Source organism: Ensifer oleiphilus, assembly GCF_013371465.1.
Lineage (GTDB): Bacteria > Pseudomonadota > Alphaproteobacteria > Rhizobiales > Rhizobiaceae > Ensifer > Ensifer oleiphilus.
Genome location: NZ_JABWDU010000001.1, coordinates 153,739 through 169,754, shown reverse-complemented (window position 1 = coordinate 169,754; position 16,016 = coordinate 153,739). Strand labels below are relative to the sequence as shown.

Below are 16,016 nucleotides of genomic sequence, written 5' to 3'. Positions count from 1 at the left end.
GTGTTCGCCTCACCCCTGCGCGAGCAAATACCGCTTCGAGATGCGGTCGACCGGGAGACCGCTCTTGAGCGGGACGGCCTTGTCCACCTTGTAGTCGACGAAGCCCATCTTGGCGTAATAGGCGAGACCGCCCGTGTTGTCGGCGCGGATGGTGGCGTTGATCGCTTTCAGACTCAACGCACGGGCATTGTCCCTCGTTGCTGCAAACAGCGCCGATCCGGCGCCGCGCACCTTGGCGTCAGGCCGGGAGAATGTGCCGATATCGGCCCATCCTTCCGGCAATCCGTCGTAGCGCTCCAGCGCCTGGAAGGCGCACGGGCGGCCGTCAGCATCCTCGGCGACGAAGCAACTGACGAAGCCCGGGCCAGCGAGGTAATGCGCGGTAAAGCTTTCGGGCGTGAACGGCGTCTCGTTGGCGGTGGTGCCACCGATCCGAATGATCTCGTTGAGGAAGGCGCAGAGTTCAGGCACGTCGGTAGGGGTTGCCGGGCGCACCTTGATCGTTGTTGTCTCGTCGACCACTAAAAATCTCCCTGTTGAATTATCGCGCGTCGGATCGCGCCAGAATCCGCGCCGGGCTGCCGACGACGGTCGCGCCGGCCGGCACGTCTTTCGTGACCACAGATCCGGCCCCGACGATGGCGCCGTCGCCGATGGTCACACCGCCGAGGATGATGGCACCGCCACCGATCCAGACGTCCTTGCCGATCACGACGGGTCTTGCAATCTCGATGCCGCGGCTCCTGAGCGGCACGTCCTTGTGATGCTCGGCACAATAGATCTGCACCGCCGGGCCGAGCATCGAGCCCTCGCCGATAGAAATGCGACCGCTGTCGAGCATGGTGCAGCCGGCATTGAGATAGACGCGGGGCCCGAGCGAAATATTGATGCCGTAGGAGCAGTGAAACGGTGCCTCGATGAAGACGTCATCGGCAACGCTTGCAAGCAGCCCCCTCAGCTCCGGCGCCATCGCGCCCCTCGCGTCGGGCGCCATGGTGTTGTGCTGGTGCACGGCGGCCCGCGCGCGCTGGCGCAAGTGCTCAAGCTCGGGGTCGAGGCAGCAGTACCAATCGCCCGCCGCCATTTTTTCACGCTCGCTGCCGCTCACGCCTTCGCCTTTGCTTCGGCGGCTTCACGCCGCGCCAGGCTTTCGGCCGGCCACATGGTCTTCATGTCGTAATAGATCTCGAAGGCCGGGGCACCGCCCTCAAGCGACAGCCAGGAGACCTTCGAGCGGGTAAAGATATGGGCATCCGGCGGAAAATCCGACGGGCGATCGAGGCTTGCGATGCGCAGGAAGGCGAGCCAACCGCGCCGGCCGTAATCGCTCCAGAGCGCCGTCTGGCATTCGGCGCAGCGGTAGACGTCGTGCGGACGGCCGCTCCCGGTCGGCAGCGTCACGATGATGGGTTCGCCCGCCGTCAGCTCGATGTTCTCCCGTTCGATGACGCCGTTGACCACGAAGGCGCTTCCGACCTGGCGCTGGCAATCGGTGCAATGGCAACAATTGACGAACATCGGCTTGCGTTTCAGCCGGTAGCGGATGCGTCCGCAGAAACAGCCACCACCCATCCCTTCGTCCATCAGCAGGCCTCCTCCAGCACCTCGTTGCTCGGCGCGGGGACAGAGGCGTCGTCGCGCCTGATGGTGGCGACCCAGGCGCGCGCCAAGGCGAGGCCGGCGGCATTGGCTTTTTCGCCGTGGCGCCGTGCATGGGCAGGGTATTCAGCCAACCAGGTCGGATCGAGGCGATTGATGGTCTGCGGGAACGTGCGGTTCCAGTCTTCGACGAGATCCGTATCGGCCTCGAAGTGGAACTGCGTTCCATAGGCCGCACGCCCGACGCGAAACGCCTGATGTCGCGTCACGTCGTTTTCGGCAAGGTGCACCGCCTCGTCCGGAAGCGTGAAGGTATCGCCATGCCACTGGAAAATCGGGAAGCTTTCGCCGACGGATGCCAGCACCGGATCGCTCTGCCCTTCGGCGCGCACGCGCACCTGGTGCCAGCCGAATTCCTTGGCTTCACCGAGCAGGTTCTTTGCGCCGTAGGCGCGCGCGAGCAGTTGGCTCCCGAGGCAGATGCCAAGCACGGAACGTTCGCTGTCACCGAAGCGACGCATCAGAGCTGCAAGCTGCGGCAGGTAGGGGAAAGCCGCGTCGTCGAGTGCGCTCTGCTCGCCGCCGAGCACCACCAGTGCATCGAAGCCGTCAGGTGTATCCGGAACCGGGTCGCCGGCATAGGCGCGGCGAACCTCGATCTCCGCCTTGACCTCGCGAAGCGCCGTGCCGACCTGGCCGAGTTCGGTCTTCGCCATGTTTTCCACCACCAGTACCCGCATGATGACCTTTCCTTCGCCGTCTCGGCGGAAGATTGATCACGACAGGCGTCTCGGTTCAAGAGGGCCAAGCGCTCGATGCTCGTTCCCCAAAGCAAGCGGGTCTTGACTTCTGCGCCGAACTTTCCGACCTTCTGGACATCATGATGCTCGCGATTTCTTCTCTTCGCTGCTTCCGGGTGTGCCCGATCGCAGGAACCTGACCCCAGCCCGGATGCTTGCGCTCTCCGGGTCAGGGGAGCATTTCGCGTCGGCAAATGAGAACGCCCGTTCCCAGGCCGCGATCCGAGCGCCGAGTTTTTTCCCGATAGAATTATCCCAGAACAGCAACGACGGCGCTCATGGCCCGTCGCAGAGAATGTCAGGTATCATCATGGCGACCACCGCGCGCAACAAACTTCCCGCAATCATCATCAATGCCGAGGACCACAAGCGCCTGACGGCACTTGCCTCTTCCGCCCTCGATCGCATTCCCGAAGTCGCCGAAGCGCTCCTGTCGGAGCTCGAGCGTGCCCGCATTGCCGCGCCAGCAAAGCTCCCGGCCGACAGCGTGCAGATGGGGTCGACTGTCGCCTTCGAAGCCGACAACGGTTTTGCCAAGCAGGTGACGCTGGTCTATCCCGGCGAGGCCGATATCGAAGCCGGGCGTATTTCGGTGCTGACGCCGATCGGCGCTGCCCTGATCGGGCTCTCCGTCGGCCAGTCGATCGACTGGCACGACCGCTCCGGCAAGGTTCACCGGATGACCATCCGCAGCGTGACTTCAGCCGAGAAGGTCTGAGCCGCGCGCCCTGCCCGCCGATGGGGGATACATCGTTTCCCCCAAAACGCGTCGAGGAGGCCGGCCTTTCAGACCGCCCTCCCCGCTCTTCGGATGCCGAAGCTATCAGAACTGCTTGCCGAGCTTGGCGTCGACGGACTGGCTGTTGGCGCCGCGAATGGCGAAGAAGAACAGGATCGCTGCCCAGAGAATGGACTTCTCGGCACCGCCGAGGCCTTCTCCCTGCACGACGCCATGGAAGTAGACTGTAACGAGCAGCACGATCATCGCGGCAAACGAAGCCGGGCGGGTGAAGAGGCCGATGGCGATCAGGATGCCGCCGAAGAACTCGGTCGCGGCAAGCAACGGCGACCAGAAGACGCCGGGGTAAAAGCCGAGGCTTTCGACCATGCCGACAGCGCCGAAGGGATTGACGATCTTGCCGTAGCCGTGGGTTACGAGCAGCACGCCGCACAGGACGCGCAGCAGCGTTTCGGCAAAGGTGTCGAGCGGCAGATAGATCTTTTCAAGCGCCGGCAGGATTGCACGGGGACGGGAAGTCGAAACGGTGGCGTCAGTCATGGTTAAGTCCTCTTTGAGGGGGCTGCGACAATATGTGCAATGCAGCAATGTCTCGCCGGGCGCCTTTTCCTTTGCAAGGGAGCGACTGATAAAAACATGATTAGATCAGTTGACAATTGCGTGAGAGACACGTGACCACCGGCTGCGTCGGATCGGCGTCACGGCGCAACGTGAGAAGGATGATCGTCCGGGAACACGGTAACGCTTGAAACTTCTGCGCAATTTTCTCGGCAGACCGGTTCCGATCTTGCCGGATCATGCAGTATGTTGCGGCGCGCAAACCACCCGGGAATCAGCAATGGACGACAAGCCGCGGATCACCATCCTCTATTGCACGCAGTGCAACTGGCTCCTGCGCGCCGGCTGGATGGCGCAGGAGCTGCTGCAGACTTTCGGCCAATCGCTGGGCGAAGTGGCCTTGATACCCGGCACCGGCGGCAACTTCGAAATCCGGGTCAATGACGAGCTGATCTGGGAGCGCAAGCGCGACGGCGGCTTTCCCGGACCGAAGGAACTGAAGCAGCGCATCCGCGACATCATCGAGCCTGAGCGCGATCTCGGCCACACGGACAGGAGCTGATCCTGGATTTCGGCATTCTTGCTGGCGTTTTTTCGGCAGCCTTCCTCTCCGCGACACTTCTGTTCGGCATGTCGGAGGCGGCGATCGTCGCTGCGGCGCTTCATGGTGAAACGAGCCGTGTCGCCCTGTTCATGGCGGCCACGGCCGGAAACGTGCTCGGCGCCGTCGTCAACTTCGTGCTTGGACGATTTCTGATCCGCTTCGAGGGACGGCGCTGGTTCCCGATTTCGCCGGCGGCGCGGCAAAAGGCGGAGACGCTGTTTGCGCGCTATGGCCAGCCGGTGCTGCTGCTATCGTGGCTGCCCATTGTCGGTGATCCGCTGACGCTGGTCGCCGGATTGCTGCGCATGCCGTTCGCGCTGTTCCTGGTGTTCGTGATGATCGGCAAGGCGCTGCGTTACGGCGTCGTGCTCTGGCTGACGCCCTGACGGTTCAGCTGTGGGCGAAAATGTCGGTCTCGTCCCAGCCGAGCAGATCGAGCTTGCAGCGGGTCGGCAGGAAGGCGAAGCAGGCATCCGCATGCTCCATGCGGCCATCACGCAAAAGGCGCGCCGTCAGCTTTTCGCGCAGCGCATGCAGGTACAGCACGTCCGACGCAGCATATTCGAGCTGCGCCGGCGACAGGACGGCCGCCCCCCAGTCGGAGGACTGCTGCTGCTTGGAAATGTCGACGTCGAGCATTTCCTTGAGATTGTCCTTCAGTCCGTGACGGTCCGAATAGGTGCGGGTCAGGCGGGAGGCGATCTTGGTGCAGAACACCGGCGTCGTCGTCACGCCGAAGGTGTGGAACAGCACGGCAATATCGAAACGGCCGAAATGAAAGATCTTCTGACGCGCCGGGTCTTCGAGCATGGCGACGAGGTTCGGAGCCTCCTTTTGACCGGCGGCAATCCGGATCACGTCGGCCGTTCCGTCTCCCGGTGAAAGCTGGACGACGCAGAGCCGGTCTCGGCGGGGGACGAGGCCAAGCGTTTCGGTGTCGATGGCAATCGCGCCTCGGTAGCGGGCGGCATCGGCTGCGGAAATATCGCCTTCGTGAAACCGTATTGCATTCGCCATCGAAAATCCCCAGATGAAACGGAAGTGGTGTCGCCTATAGCGCAAGTTCGGCCCTGGCGAAACCATCTCATGGCGCCTCGCCCCTGGGTGCTGTCTTTGAAAGCTCGCATTGATGATATCCCGCCGCCCCGCCCTCGCTCTTTCAATCCTTTCCGTGGCTCTCGGCCTCTTCACCATGCCGGCGCTGGCGCAGAATTATACAGATCTGCCGGGCGTGCGCCCGATGGACCCTCTGAACGACAACGGTGACAAGGTGGTGTGCGAGCAGACACTTGTCGATCGCGACTATCCGTTCGAATCGAGCGCGCGCGGCGGACCGCGGTACGACACGATCTACAATTGCCGCCGCGGCGACGGCCCGGTGTTCCAGGGCAGCGACCTGCCGCCTTCGCTCTACCGACAGAAACGCGGGCTCGGCTACTAACGGCCTGCAGCGGTTCGGCTTGGCAAGCCGCCGAATAGTTCCTAGAAAATCAGGCAAGGAACAGTGGAGGCGTTCTGCTTCTACCGAGGAGGAACAATGCCCAACGACACGAGACCGCTCGCTATCAGCGTGCCGGAACCGCGCACGCTCGATCTGATCTTCACGGACGACGCCCTAAAGCAGTTGCATGCGCGCTACCGCATCGTCGAAACCGACCCGGAGGATATCGCCGGCCTTAGCGACGAGGTGCTGTCGCATGCGCGCTACATCATCGGCCAGCCGCCCCTCGATCACGCCACGCTGGCGCGCCTGCCGAAGCTGCGCGCCCTTCTCAATGTCGAGAGCAACCTGATCAACAACATGCCCTACGAGGTGCTGTTCGAGCGTGGCATTCACGTGGTCACGACCGGCCAGGTGTTTGCCGAGCCGGTTGCGGAAATGGGCCTGGCGATGGCCCTCAACATCGCGCGCGGCATCGTCGATGCGGATCTTGCCTTTCGCGAAGGCCGCGAACTTTGGGGTGGCGACGGCAATCGCTCGGCCCGGCTCTTATCCGGCGCAGACATCGGCATCATCGGCTTCGGGGACCTGGGCAAGGCACTCAACCGGGTGCTGTCGGGCTTCCGCGCCAGGATCCGCGTCTTCGATCCCTGGATGCCGGCATCGATCCTCCGGGAAAACGGCGTCGAACCGGCGACGCTCGAGAAAGTGCTGACAGAAAGCGATTTCGTCTTCGTCGTCGCCTCGGTCACCAGCGAAAACGAAGGTTTTCTCGGCGCAAAGGCCTTTGCCGGCATGCGTCCGGGTGCAGCCTTCATCCTGCTCAGCCGCGCCGGCGTCGTCGATTTCGATGCCCTGATGTCGGCCGTCGAAAGCGGACACATCGTTGCGGCCAGCGACGTCTTCCCCGAAGAGCCACTGCCGCTCGACCACAAGGTGCGCCGCCTGCCCGGCTTCCTGCGCTCGGCCCACCGGGCGGGCGCGCTCGACAGCGCCTTCAAGAAGATGGGCGACATGGTGCTGGAAGACATGGACCTGATGGACCGCGACCTGCCGCCGATGCGCTGCAAGCGCGCCGAGCGCGAGACGGTGGCGCGGATGCGCTCTAAGCCGGTGACGGTCAACTGATCCACCGGTTTCAAGTTGATTTCGGCTGGTTCGTTCATTCGCCGATTAACGTGTTTTATGGGAATTGCATATAGCGTTCAACGCAGCGGCGGCATGCATATCATCGATACACGCAAAAGTCGCCGGACTGTGCAAACCGTAGGGTAGAGCGAGACCAGAGGCCCGTAATGGCAGACAAGGCGCCCGACGCTCGACAAAGCAAAACAGGCGATGGCTGGAACAGTTCGCTTCGGTCACTGTTCAGCCTGGTCATGGTCGCCATGCTGATCGCCGTTTCCACGATCCTCGTCGGGCTTGACTATAACCGCTCGCGCAATGCAGCAATCGCGGATGCAGAGGCCAATATGCATGGCTTCATGAACCGGTTGGTCGACCGGCTGGGCGTCCTCTCCGGCGATACCTCCGCGCTCGTCAGCCTCGTCTCCTCGGTTGCCAACTCCTTCCTCGTGCCGCCACCGGAGCGGATGAACGACAAGGTGGCAGTCCTGCGCGAGGGCATTGCCCGTTCGCCGCATATCGACGGGGTCTATGTCGGCTACCCAAACGGCGCCTTCTTTCAGATGGTCGACCTCAAGCAGGTCGCATGGCGCGTGGCGCTCGATGCCCCGCGCGGCGCGGCCATTGCCGTGCGCTCGATGGAGAAGGATGCAAGCGGCAATCCCCTCCAGCGGGTGCTCTTCCTGGACAAGGACGGTACGCAATTCTCCGAACGGCGCGTGCCACCCACAGGCTTCGACCCACGAACCAGGCCTTGGTATCGTGCGGCCGTGAACGGAAAGGCTGCGGTTTCGACCGGCCCTTACGAAAGTGCCACGACCGAAACGCTTGGTATGACGATTTCGCAGGCCCATCGCGGCAATCCGCAGATCGTCATCGGCGCCGACGTCGTCCTCGATACGATCACCGATTTCCTCGCCCGCGAGCGGCTGACGACGGGCTCGGTCTCTTTCATCCTCGATGCCGTCGGTAAACCGATCATCCATTCCGACCGGGTGATGATGCGACGCATCATGGCGGCGCGGGATAAGGATGGCCCGATCGTTCAGGCCGAGAGCGACCCCCTGATCAAGAGCATCCGTCTCAATCCGCCAGCGCCCGGCAAGGCCGACTTCGTCGAAGTCGGAGACCGAACCTATCTCGTCATGGTGACGCCGCTCGAATCCGCGCTGCTTCTCTCCGGCACCCGCGCCGTGGTGGCCGCGCCGCTCGATGAACTGATGGCAGAGGCTAACCGGACGCTCGTGCAGGGATTGGCGATTTCCGCAGCCGTCGTGGCGCTCGCGGTGCTCGCCTCCCTGGTGCTTGCGCATCTGATCACCAAGGGACTGAACCAGCTGACCGCTAGTGCCAACCGGCTGCAGGACCTGGATTTCACCACGCCGATCGACGTGTCGTCGCACGTGAGCGAGATTTCCACCCTCGGCGGCGCGATGAACCGGGCGCGCGACGCGATCTTCACCTTCGCGCTCTACGTCCCAAGAGAACTGGTGCGCAAGGGCATCGAATCCGGTCAGTTCGGTGGCCGCGCGGCCTGGCGCCAGGAGGTGACTGCGCTTTTCACCGATATCTACGATTTCACCACCTTGAGCGAGCAGCATGCGCCGGAAGAGGTGGTGGCGATGCTTTCGGAATATTTCGACATCTTCAGCGAGGTGGTCGATGCCCATGACGGCACGATCATCCAGTTCCTCGGCGATTCGGTTTTTGCCATGTGGAATGCGCCCGCACCGGACGAGCGCCATGCGGAAAATGCCTGTCGTTGCGCGCTGGCGGTCGAGAAACGGCTGCAGGTGTTCAACGACGCGCAGCGCAGGAAGGGATTGCCGGAGTTCCGCACCCGCTTCGGCATCCACACCGGCACCGCCGTCGTCGGCAGCGTCGGCGCGAAGGAGCGGCTGCAATACACGGCCATGGGCGACACGGTGAACGTCGCCTCGCGGCTCGAAGGCATGAACAAGAACTATGGCACGACAATCATGGCAAGCGGTGCCGTCGTCGCGCAGGCGTCAGACGCGATCACCTTCCGGCCGCTTGGATCGGCACAGGCCAAGGGGCGCGCCACGGCGCTGGAAATCTACGAGGTGCTGAGCGCGCGCCGCGTGATCGAGGCGCCGCAGTCGCAAGCGCCCGTTGCGTCATCCTGACAGGGGCTTCAGCGCGCCCGGTCACCGCCGGGCGCTATCTCTCTGGCGCATCACCCAACGGATGCCAGCGGCAACAGCGATGGCGAGCAACGGCCACACCGCCCAGAATACGCCCCGCCAGGAGAGAAGATTGATGGCAACAAGCGCCAATCCGGCGATCGCGAGCATGCCGATCACCCGGTCTATCCTGCTGTTTGCCCGAACCCATTCCAGGGCGGCTGCGACCGCCAACCCCAGAAGCGGCCAGGAGGCCCAGAAGACGCCCCGCCAGCTCAACAGATTGAGCGCAACGAGACCGGCTCCGACCACCGCCAGTAGGCCGAGAAGCTTGCCAGTCACGCTCATCGGTTTGCCGACGGTTTCGACCGGTGCCGCCGTCGGCTGCCTTGGCGGTTCGACCGATCGGCCCCATTCGCCTTGATGTTCCGACCCGCCCGCAGCGTCATCGGCCGCACCGATGCGCACGGCATAGCTCGGCACGCCGCCATCGATGTTCTTGACCTCGAGCTGGCCCAAAAATTCGAAACCGACGGCAACCTTGTTGCGCACCTGGTCGTAGACCGTATTGGAGATCACGATGCCGCCAGCAGGGGCGGAGGCCTGTAGGCGCGCGGCCACGTTGACGCCATCGCCATAGATGTCGTCGTCCTCGGCGATCACGTCGCCGAGGTTGATGCCGATGCGAAACAGCATCGGCGCACTGTCTGCGCTTTTCGCATTATATCCGGCAAGCTCGCTCTGGGCGTCGATCGCCGCGCGCAAAGCCTCGACGACACTCGGAAAATCGGCGATCAGCCCGTCACCCCAGGTATTGATGACCCGGCCGCCATGCGCCTCGATCAGGCGCGTCATGGCATCCCGGTACCGTTTGAGAGTGGCAAGCGTGCCCTCCTCGTCCGCACGCATCAGGCGGGAGTAATCCTGGACGTCAGCGGAGAAGATGGTCGTCAGCTTGCGACGCGTTTCAGCCATCGCGGTTGATCCTCGCTTAAAATCCGCCGCCGCAGCGGATGATGAGATAGTAGTGAGCCTGACACGGATCGCAAGATGCGCCGCCATAAGGGCCTTCCTGAAGGCTGAACGCCTCACCACCGCCAGATGCACCAGATGCTTAGAAACGCCGCCTGTGGCGTGCTGGCAGGCCCGCAAACCCGATGCAGCAACGCAGGCCCAACAGCGCCGTTGCGGGCTCAGGAAATGGGCCACTTTTCCTCAGGTAAACCAGCGGTCATTGCCCATGGCTCAGGCCAAAAGCCAGAAACGAAAAAACCCCGGCAAGCCGGGGTTTTTCAAGCCAAAACAAATGTTTGGCTAAAGGAATGGTGCCCAGAAGAGGACTCGAACCTCCACACCCTTTCGAGTACCAGCACCTGAAGCTGGCGCGTCTACCAATTCCGCCATCTGGGCGACGAGCGGGGGTGTAAAAGGCTCGAGCCGAAGTGTCAACAGGCATTTTGAAGTTTTCGTGTCACGACGCAAAAAAGTCAGTTTGGCGTCGCTCTTGCCCAGGACCTGATTGTGGAAAGTCCTTGAGCGAGCAGCGATTCCGCTTCCGCCGTCGTCTCGGCTTCGACATAGCATCGCATCTCCGGTGCGTTTCCGGATGGGCGGAAGTGCACAGTACGGCCATCGGCGAGGGTCACGCGCAGGCCGTCAATGTCGCTGACCGTGGCCGGACGACCGATGGGAGCGAGGAAGGCGCCGACGTTTCCTGCCCCACCGCGCAGATACGCCATCAGGCGTGCACTGGTTTCCACCGGGAAGTTTTCCAGCCGGTCGCTGAGCGCGACCGGAAGGCGATAGGACGCTGCCAGCGCCGAGAGGGGCATCTGGCGCTCGACGGCGCGCGCAAGCACCGCGAGGATCGGCAGGAAGCAGTCGCGGGTGGGCAGGGCCTTAAGGACGCCATTGCGACCTGAGAAATCGCTCGCCGTCAGCGTACCGCCATTCGCCTCGAAGCCGGCGACCTTCGTCGCACCCTCGCGGACCGCTTGCGCCATTGCGGCAATCACATAGGGCGAGCCGACGCGAGTGCGGATGACCGACAGGCCTTCGGCTCGTTCGAGGCCGGAATTGGAGGTGACCGGCGTCACGGCCACCTGCGCGCCGAGGAACTCGCAGGCGACAAGACCCAACAGGTCGCCGCGCAGCGGTGCGCCTTTCTCGTCGGCCACCAGCGGGCGGTCGCCATCGCCATCGGCCGAGACGATCGCATCCAGGCCATGTTCCGGCGCCCAGGCGGCAAGCCTGGAAAGCGTTTCAGACGAAACGGCCTCGGTATCGACAGGCACGAAATCCTCGGAACGGCCCAAGGCCACCGTCTCGGCACCATAAAACGAGAGCACATCGACCAAAAGGTCGCGGGCGACGGTGCTGTGTTGATAGACGCCGATGCGCAGACCGACGAGCGAGCCTGACGGCAACAGGTCTCTGTTGCGCTGAAGGAACTGGTCTGCGGCCAACGCCGCATGATCTTCTCCGGAGCCGGCCGAAGGCACGGCCTCGCCGGCGATCGCATCGGCAAGGGCGCTGATCGCCAGTTCGTCGTTCTTGTCGATTTCTCCGTCAGGCCTGTAGAACTTGATGCCGTTGCGATCGGCGGGAATATGCGAGCCGGTGATCATCAGGCCCGCGGCCTTATGGACCAGACCATAGAGGGCCAGTGCCGGGGTCGGCACGGTGCCGCAATCGAACACGCGAAAGCCTTCGCCCTTCAGGGCATCGGCGCAAACGGCCGCGATTTCGGGGCTGGATTGGCGAAAGTCGCGGGCAATGAGGATCGGATCCCCCGCCTTCGCCTGCCCGGAGGCGATCAGGTGCCGCGCGAAGGCCTTCGCATAGCGTGCAGACGGCTCGCCCTTCAGCTCTTCCGACAGGCCGCGCAGGCCGCTGGTACCGAACTTCAATTGCATCTCATGCTCCGTGATCGCTGACGACCGGCAATAACAAGAATAACAGTGACATGGCAAACGGTCCGGCGCACCCTACATCCGAATACAGACGGAGCAAAAATCCGGCGGCTGGCCAAACAGATCCGCACGGTTTCGCCATGAATAAACCAAGAAAAAGACACGTAATGTGAAGCAGGGACACAACCTGAAAGCAACCCTTTCGGAAAGTGAGGAAAGCATGACGGGATTTCGGAATTTCGTTATCGGCTGCGCCCTGGCCGCCGCCTCTCTGGCGACCCCGGCCGGACCCGCCCGGGCCATGCCGCTGCAAGCGAGCGACATTCAGATCAAGGTGCAAGGCGACGTCCAGAACGCACAATACTATCCGTACAGGCGATACGGAGGCGTCATGTATCCCAACGGCTGGGGCCGCGGCGGTTGGGGTGGCGGCTGGGGCGGCGGATGGGGGCCCGGCTACTACGGCGGTGGATGGGGATCCTACTACCGGCCGGGCTTCAGCCTCTATTTCGGGCAGAGCTATGGCGGTTACTACAACAACTACCCCCGCTACTACGACGACTACTATCCACGCCGCTACTACCGGGAGCGCTACTACTATCGCGACAACTATGTTCGCCGCGGCTACAGCGCCCATGTGAACTGGTGCCTGTCGCGCTATCGCTCCTACAATCCGGCAACCAACCGGTTCCTGACCTACAGCGGCGTCTATCGCGCCTGCTATTCGCCCTATCGATAGCTCACGCTGAGGCGGCGCAGCGACCGCGTTGCGCCGCTTCCCCCCCCGATCCGGCATAGTGGCCAGCATCCTGGCCGATATCTGGCCGATATCTGGGCCGATATCTGGGAATGACAGGTTAAGCTGCAATTAACCTCGCCATCTTACCGTTTCATACCGTTCGCAACTTTTGCCGGAATGAAACGATGCTGCTGCCCACCCAGCAATCCAGCGCCACCGCAACGACCAATCTGGTCGGCTCGATCCTGAAGGATATCGAGAAGCGTCAGGCGGAAGAGGAAGAAAAGGCCAAGGGCACCAAGGACGACAAGATCCTGAAGGCGCAGGTGAAGTCGGACGACGCCCAGAAAGCGGCCAACACCAAGATCAACGATCACTTCTTCAATCAGGCTGGAAACGATGCCAACAGCAACCGGATGGTGCTCATCCGGGAAGTCGGCGCGTTCTTCGATCTGAAGCGTGAGGACTTCAAGTCCGATTTCGCCTTCGGCAGCGCCTTGGAAAAGATCGTCGAAAACCTGCCGACGGATATGCTTCGCGACATCGAGAAGCAGCTGGGACTGACGAATATCGACATCTCGCTGACCGAGCTCGTCGATGCGATCAAGGATCCGCAGGGTAGCCAGGGCAAGAAGCTGCAGGACGCGCTCGACAGCAAGGGCACCCAAAAGGCCGGCCACAGCAGCGACGCGGCCAAGGCGATCCAACGCCTTGCGGATGCGGCGGAGGTGAAGTCGCTGGATGAGCTGCAGCTGGACAGTCTGACGAGCGATCCGACGCGCGTTGCCGACGCGGAGACCCTGGCCGAGCAGCAGAAGGAACTGCAAGCGCTCGAGGCCAAAGACAATCTGGAAGACGTGCGTGACGCCCGCAAGGTTGAAGCCGAGCGCCCGCTGCCAGTCCGGATCGACGAGATCGGCCTCTACAGTCTCGCCAGCCAGGCGCTGTTCGCCGCCTGATCACTTTCGACGGACAATCCCCAATCTCGCCATCACCGCCTTGGGGATGCCGTAGCGCCGCACAGCATCGCGACTGTCGCGCAGGCCGCAGATCTCGCGCTGGATAAAAAACGCCCAGACGGCGTCAGCCGCATCGTCGAGCAACCGCTCGCGCAATTCCGGTGGGCTTTCCTTCCCCGCGACCGCCTGCAAGGCGGCGATCGCCTTTTCGACCTTGAGGCCGTGCCGCCCGAGCGCGTCGGCGCGCTCCGATAGCAGTTCGTATTCGAGAGCGCTGATGGCGCCGGAAGCGAAATGGGATGGGCTGAGCGATTTTGGAGGGCGAACAGTCATCCGAAACTCCATGGCATGGACTTGGGATAGCGCTGCTCGCCGGCCAGGGTGGACAATGGCGACGGCAGCGCCCGATCTTGCCGCCAGATCGGTCCCGATGCAAAGGGATCGTGCACGACCCTGGCTGGCGGCGACGGCCGCGACAAGGCGTCCCAAGGGCATGGGCCGCCTTGCCGCATGGTTAAGATTTTATAAACCTATCTCACCTAACGTCGAAGCATCATGCCGATTCCCGTATCCGCAGCCAAGCTGCGGCAAGTCTGGCCGATTGGCCGAGACGCGCATGAGGCGCCAGCCCGAATAGAACAGCCAATCTCTACGGCGGATATCGAATTGGTCCGTCGAAACGCATGGAATCTGGATGCCGCCTGCCGACGGTGGCGCTTCAACCCGAGGGTCAAGCGAGAGGGAGACCAGAATGCTGACACCCATTCTCACGGTCAGAACCGCGACCGGGCCAGCCGAAGAGGCGAGCACGCGGCCCCAGCAGCCGTCAGCCCCCCTTACGGCCGCACAACGGGGCGAAGCGATACAGAAGATCCTCGATGCGCTGACCCGGCATCTGGCCGGCCGCGAGATCCTTTCCAAGGACGCCCTCGTGCGGCTGATGGAGGACCTCGCCCGCATTCTGAAATTTCCGCCGCTGCCGCAGGAGGGCGGACGCGACTTCGTGCGTCGACTCGTCACTTTTCTCGAATCCATGCCGATGCCGGAACGCGTGGCGCTTGAGCGGCAGCTGGGCGGGCGGAACCTGGCGCTGCGAGTCGGTATCCTCGCTGATCTGCCGGCCATCCGAAACGGCGCAGCATCGCCGCCCACGGGCGCTGCGTTGCCCAGCCTCCGCAACCCGCCTTTGCAGCCGGCCATTCCGCTGCATCTCGCCGCCGCCCGGAGCCCGGTCGCAAGCGAGGTCGCGTTGCTGCAGTCCGTGCTGAAGAAGACCTTTGGGGTCGGCAGCGAGAATGACGCGTCGGGCCTGGTGACCGAGGAGGCGGAGGCGAGGCTGCCTGCCGAGGGCGAGGCAACGGCACGGCGACAGACCGTGCCGGAGCGATCGGAGCCGAGAACAATACCCGGCCGACCGCCATCACTGGACGGCCCGGAGATCGAATCCCTGACCGCCACCATCAATGGAGAGACCGATCCCGACGTCGTCGATCCGGAGGCCGGCGCCGACAAGGCTCGGCTCGGTGAAGAGGAAAATGCGCCAGCGCAGCCTGCCACGGCCGCCGACGACGGCGATTTGCCGCTAAAGGCCAGGGACGCGGAGCCACGCAACGGCGCTGCGCCGACGGATGCCGGCACCCAGGCGGGTCACGCCGACGAAGACCAGGAGCCGGACGGCACCTATCGCCCACACCCCGATGGCGAGGACCATCTGCAGAACGACAGGGCAGCGACACGCAGCGACCAGAGCCGCACGGATCGTGCGCTTTCCGACGCGTTGAAGGTGATCGTGCGCGACGCGCTGGGTCTGCCCGGAGAACCTGCAGGTGCAGATGCGCCCGAAACGATCCCATCCGAATTCGAAAGCGCCGAGGCGAAGGCAGCGGTAAGCCTCCCGGAAGCGGACGGCGTGGAGCCGGGTCGCCCAAACCCGCTGCGACCACGCGATACGACTGCTGGCGCCGAGCTTGCCGCTCTAAGCGTTGCGGACGACGATACGGAGCAATCCGCCTCGGCAGCCGCAACAGCCACCCAGCGCCCTCAGAAGCCGACTGACGACCAGGCGATGCAGCAGGCAATCGCCAGACTGATCGAGAACGGCTTGCCGCGCGAGGCGATCCCGTTTGCGATGATCCCCTATCCGATCGCCGTTGAGGACATGAGGAACGAGACTGACAAGAGCGAGCGGGACGAAGGCAGAGGCGACGGCGAAGCCGCGCAAGACGACGGCGAGCCCTCAAAGGACGAAACCACGCGGGACAGGCAGCAGACAGAGGACGACAAGAGCGAAGCGGGCGACGAACAGAACGATGAGCCCGATGTCTACGAGCTCTATCGCAAGCTCGGTGGCCTTGGCTGAACCTCGGATGGATCGATAAAGCGCGTCGCGATCTTTA

General features: G+C 63.3%; 18 protein-coding genes and 1 tRNA gene. 9 read left to right on the top strand and 10 right to left on the bottom strand.

Features of this window, described 5'->3' with window-relative positions:
* Positions 1–9 precede the first annotated feature (9 nt).
* From HT585_RS00855 to HT585_RS00840, 4 genes are read right to left on the bottom strand one after another with little or no spacing between them, the layout of a single operon-like run.
* Positions 10–501, bottom strand: a complete 492-nt coding sequence (locus tag HT585_RS00855) for a GNAT family N-acetyltransferase (RefSeq protein ID WP_425513721.1) — start codon at positions 499–501, stop codon at positions 10–12.
* A gap of 40 nt (positions 502–541) precedes the next feature.
* Entirely contained in the window at positions 542–1,108 is a 567-nt protein-coding gene (locus HT585_RS00850) for a sugar O-acetyltransferase (protein WP_343213884.1), read from the bottom strand.
* A complete protein-coding gene (locus HT585_RS00845; protein ID WP_176351198.1) occupies positions 1,105–1,584 on the bottom strand; it encodes a GFA family protein in 480 nt (159 codons plus the stop codon). Before HT585_RS00845 ends, HT585_RS00850 begins: the two co-directional genes overlap by 4 nt.
* Positions 1,584–2,339: a type 1 glutamine amidotransferase gene (locus HT585_RS00840; RefSeq protein ID WP_176351197.1), complete on the bottom strand. Its 756-nt coding sequence runs from the start codon at positions 2,337–2,339 to the stop codon at positions 1,584–1,586. Before HT585_RS00840 ends, HT585_RS00845 begins: the two co-directional genes overlap by 1 nt.
* 370 nt (positions 2,340–2,709) lie before the next feature.
* Here HT585_RS00840 and rnk point away from each other — a divergent pair, with 370 nt between their 5' ends.
* Positions 2,710–3,117, top strand: coding sequence for a nucleoside diphosphate kinase regulator (gene rnk, locus HT585_RS00835; protein WP_176351196.1), 408 nt, complete (start codon positions 2,710–2,712; stop codon positions 3,115–3,117).
* Positions 3,118–3,222: 105 nt separating this feature from the next.
* Here rnk and HT585_RS00830 read toward each other — a convergent pair whose 3' ends face one another.
* Positions 3,223–3,678, bottom strand: a complete 456-nt coding sequence (locus HT585_RS00830; protein ID WP_176351195.1) for a DoxX family protein — start codon at positions 3,676–3,678, stop codon at positions 3,223–3,225.
* 298 nt (positions 3,679–3,976) lie between these two features.
* On the opposite strand from HT585_RS00830, the gene HT585_RS00825 reads away from it, so the two are divergent.
* Together HT585_RS00825 and HT585_RS00820 are read left to right on the top strand one after the other, a co-directional pair.
* Entirely contained in the window at positions 3,977–4,258 is a 282-nt protein-coding gene (locus HT585_RS00825; RefSeq protein ID WP_176351194.1) for an Rdx family protein, read from the top strand.
* A gap of 83 nt (positions 4,259–4,341) precedes the next feature.
* Positions 4,342–4,686, top strand: coding sequence for a VTT domain-containing protein (locus tag HT585_RS00820; protein ID WP_176352142.1), 345 nt, complete (start codon positions 4,342–4,344; stop codon positions 4,684–4,686).
* A gap of 4 nt (positions 4,687–4,690) precedes the next feature.
* Here the strand turns inward: HT585_RS00820 and HT585_RS00815 are convergent, their stop codons facing one another.
* Entirely contained in the window at positions 4,691–5,317 is a 627-nt protein-coding gene (locus HT585_RS00815; protein WP_176351193.1) for a ribonuclease D, read from the bottom strand.
* A gap of 112 nt (positions 5,318–5,429) precedes the next feature.
* Here HT585_RS00815 and HT585_RS00810 point away from each other — a divergent pair, with 112 nt between their 5' ends.
* From HT585_RS00810 to HT585_RS00800, 3 genes are all read left to right on the top strand, one after another.
* On the top strand, positions 5,430–5,741 hold the full coding sequence (locus tag HT585_RS00810) for a hypothetical protein (protein WP_176351192.1): 312 nt from the start codon (positions 5,430–5,432) through the stop codon (positions 5,739–5,741).
* A gap of 96 nt (positions 5,742–5,837) precedes the next feature.
* Positions 5,838–6,869, top strand: coding sequence for a hydroxyacid dehydrogenase (locus HT585_RS00805; protein WP_176351191.1), 1,032 nt, complete (start codon positions 5,838–5,840; stop codon positions 6,867–6,869).
* A gap of 167 nt (positions 6,870–7,036) precedes the next feature.
* Positions 7,037–9,013, top strand: a complete 1,977-nt coding sequence (locus HT585_RS00800) for an adenylate/guanylate cyclase domain-containing protein (protein WP_176351190.1) — start codon at positions 7,037–7,039, stop codon at positions 9,011–9,013.
* A 21-nt stretch (positions 9,014–9,034) separates the two neighbouring features.
* Here the strand turns inward: HT585_RS00800 and HT585_RS00795 are convergent, their stop codons facing one another.
* The 3 genes from HT585_RS00795 to HT585_RS00785 all read right to left on the bottom strand — a co-directional run bounded on the left by HT585_RS00795 (position 9,035) and on the right by HT585_RS00785 (position 11,925).
* The gene (locus HT585_RS00795; RefSeq protein WP_176351189.1) at positions 9,035–9,985 is read right to left on the bottom strand and encodes an adenylate/guanylate cyclase domain-containing protein; all 951 of its coding nucleotides are present in this window, start codon (positions 9,983–9,985) and stop codon (positions 9,035–9,037) included.
* Between the two features lie 348 nt (positions 9,986–10,333).
* Positions 10,334–10,420, bottom strand: a tRNA-Leu gene (locus HT585_RS00790).
* Between the two features lie 77 nt (positions 10,421–10,497).
* Positions 10,498–11,925 carry a phosphomannomutase gene (locus tag HT585_RS00785; RefSeq protein WP_176351188.1) on the bottom strand — a complete coding sequence of 476 codons (1,428 nt, stop codon included), beginning with the start codon at positions 11,923–11,925 and terminating at the stop codon, positions 10,498–10,500.
* A gap of 217 nt (positions 11,926–12,142) precedes the next feature.
* Here HT585_RS00785 and HT585_RS00780 point away from each other — a divergent pair, with 217 nt between their 5' ends.
* Together HT585_RS00780 and HT585_RS00775 are read left to right on the top strand one after the other, a co-directional pair.
* Positions 12,143–12,661, top strand: coding sequence for a BA14K family protein (locus tag HT585_RS00780; protein WP_176351187.1), 519 nt, complete (start codon positions 12,143–12,145; stop codon positions 12,659–12,661).
* Between the two features lie 185 nt (positions 12,662–12,846).
* A complete protein-coding gene (locus HT585_RS00775) occupies positions 12,847–13,620 on the top strand; it encodes a hypothetical protein (protein WP_176351186.1) in 774 nt (257 codons plus the stop codon).
* Here HT585_RS00775 and HT585_RS00770 read toward each other — a convergent pair whose 3' ends face one another.
* Positions 13,621–13,953: a DUF6665 family protein gene (locus HT585_RS00770; RefSeq protein WP_173418653.1), complete on the bottom strand. Its 333-nt coding sequence runs from the start codon at positions 13,951–13,953 to the stop codon at positions 13,621–13,623.
* A 418-nt stretch (positions 13,954–14,371) separates the two neighbouring features.
* Between HT585_RS00770 and HT585_RS00765 the strand changes: the two genes are divergently transcribed.
* Positions 14,372–15,979 (top strand): hypothetical protein, encoded by a 1,608-nt coding sequence (locus HT585_RS00765; RefSeq protein ID WP_176351185.1) that lies wholly within the window; start codon positions 14,372–14,374, stop codon positions 15,977–15,979.
* The last annotated feature ends 37 nt before the right edge of the window (positions 15,980–16,016 follow it).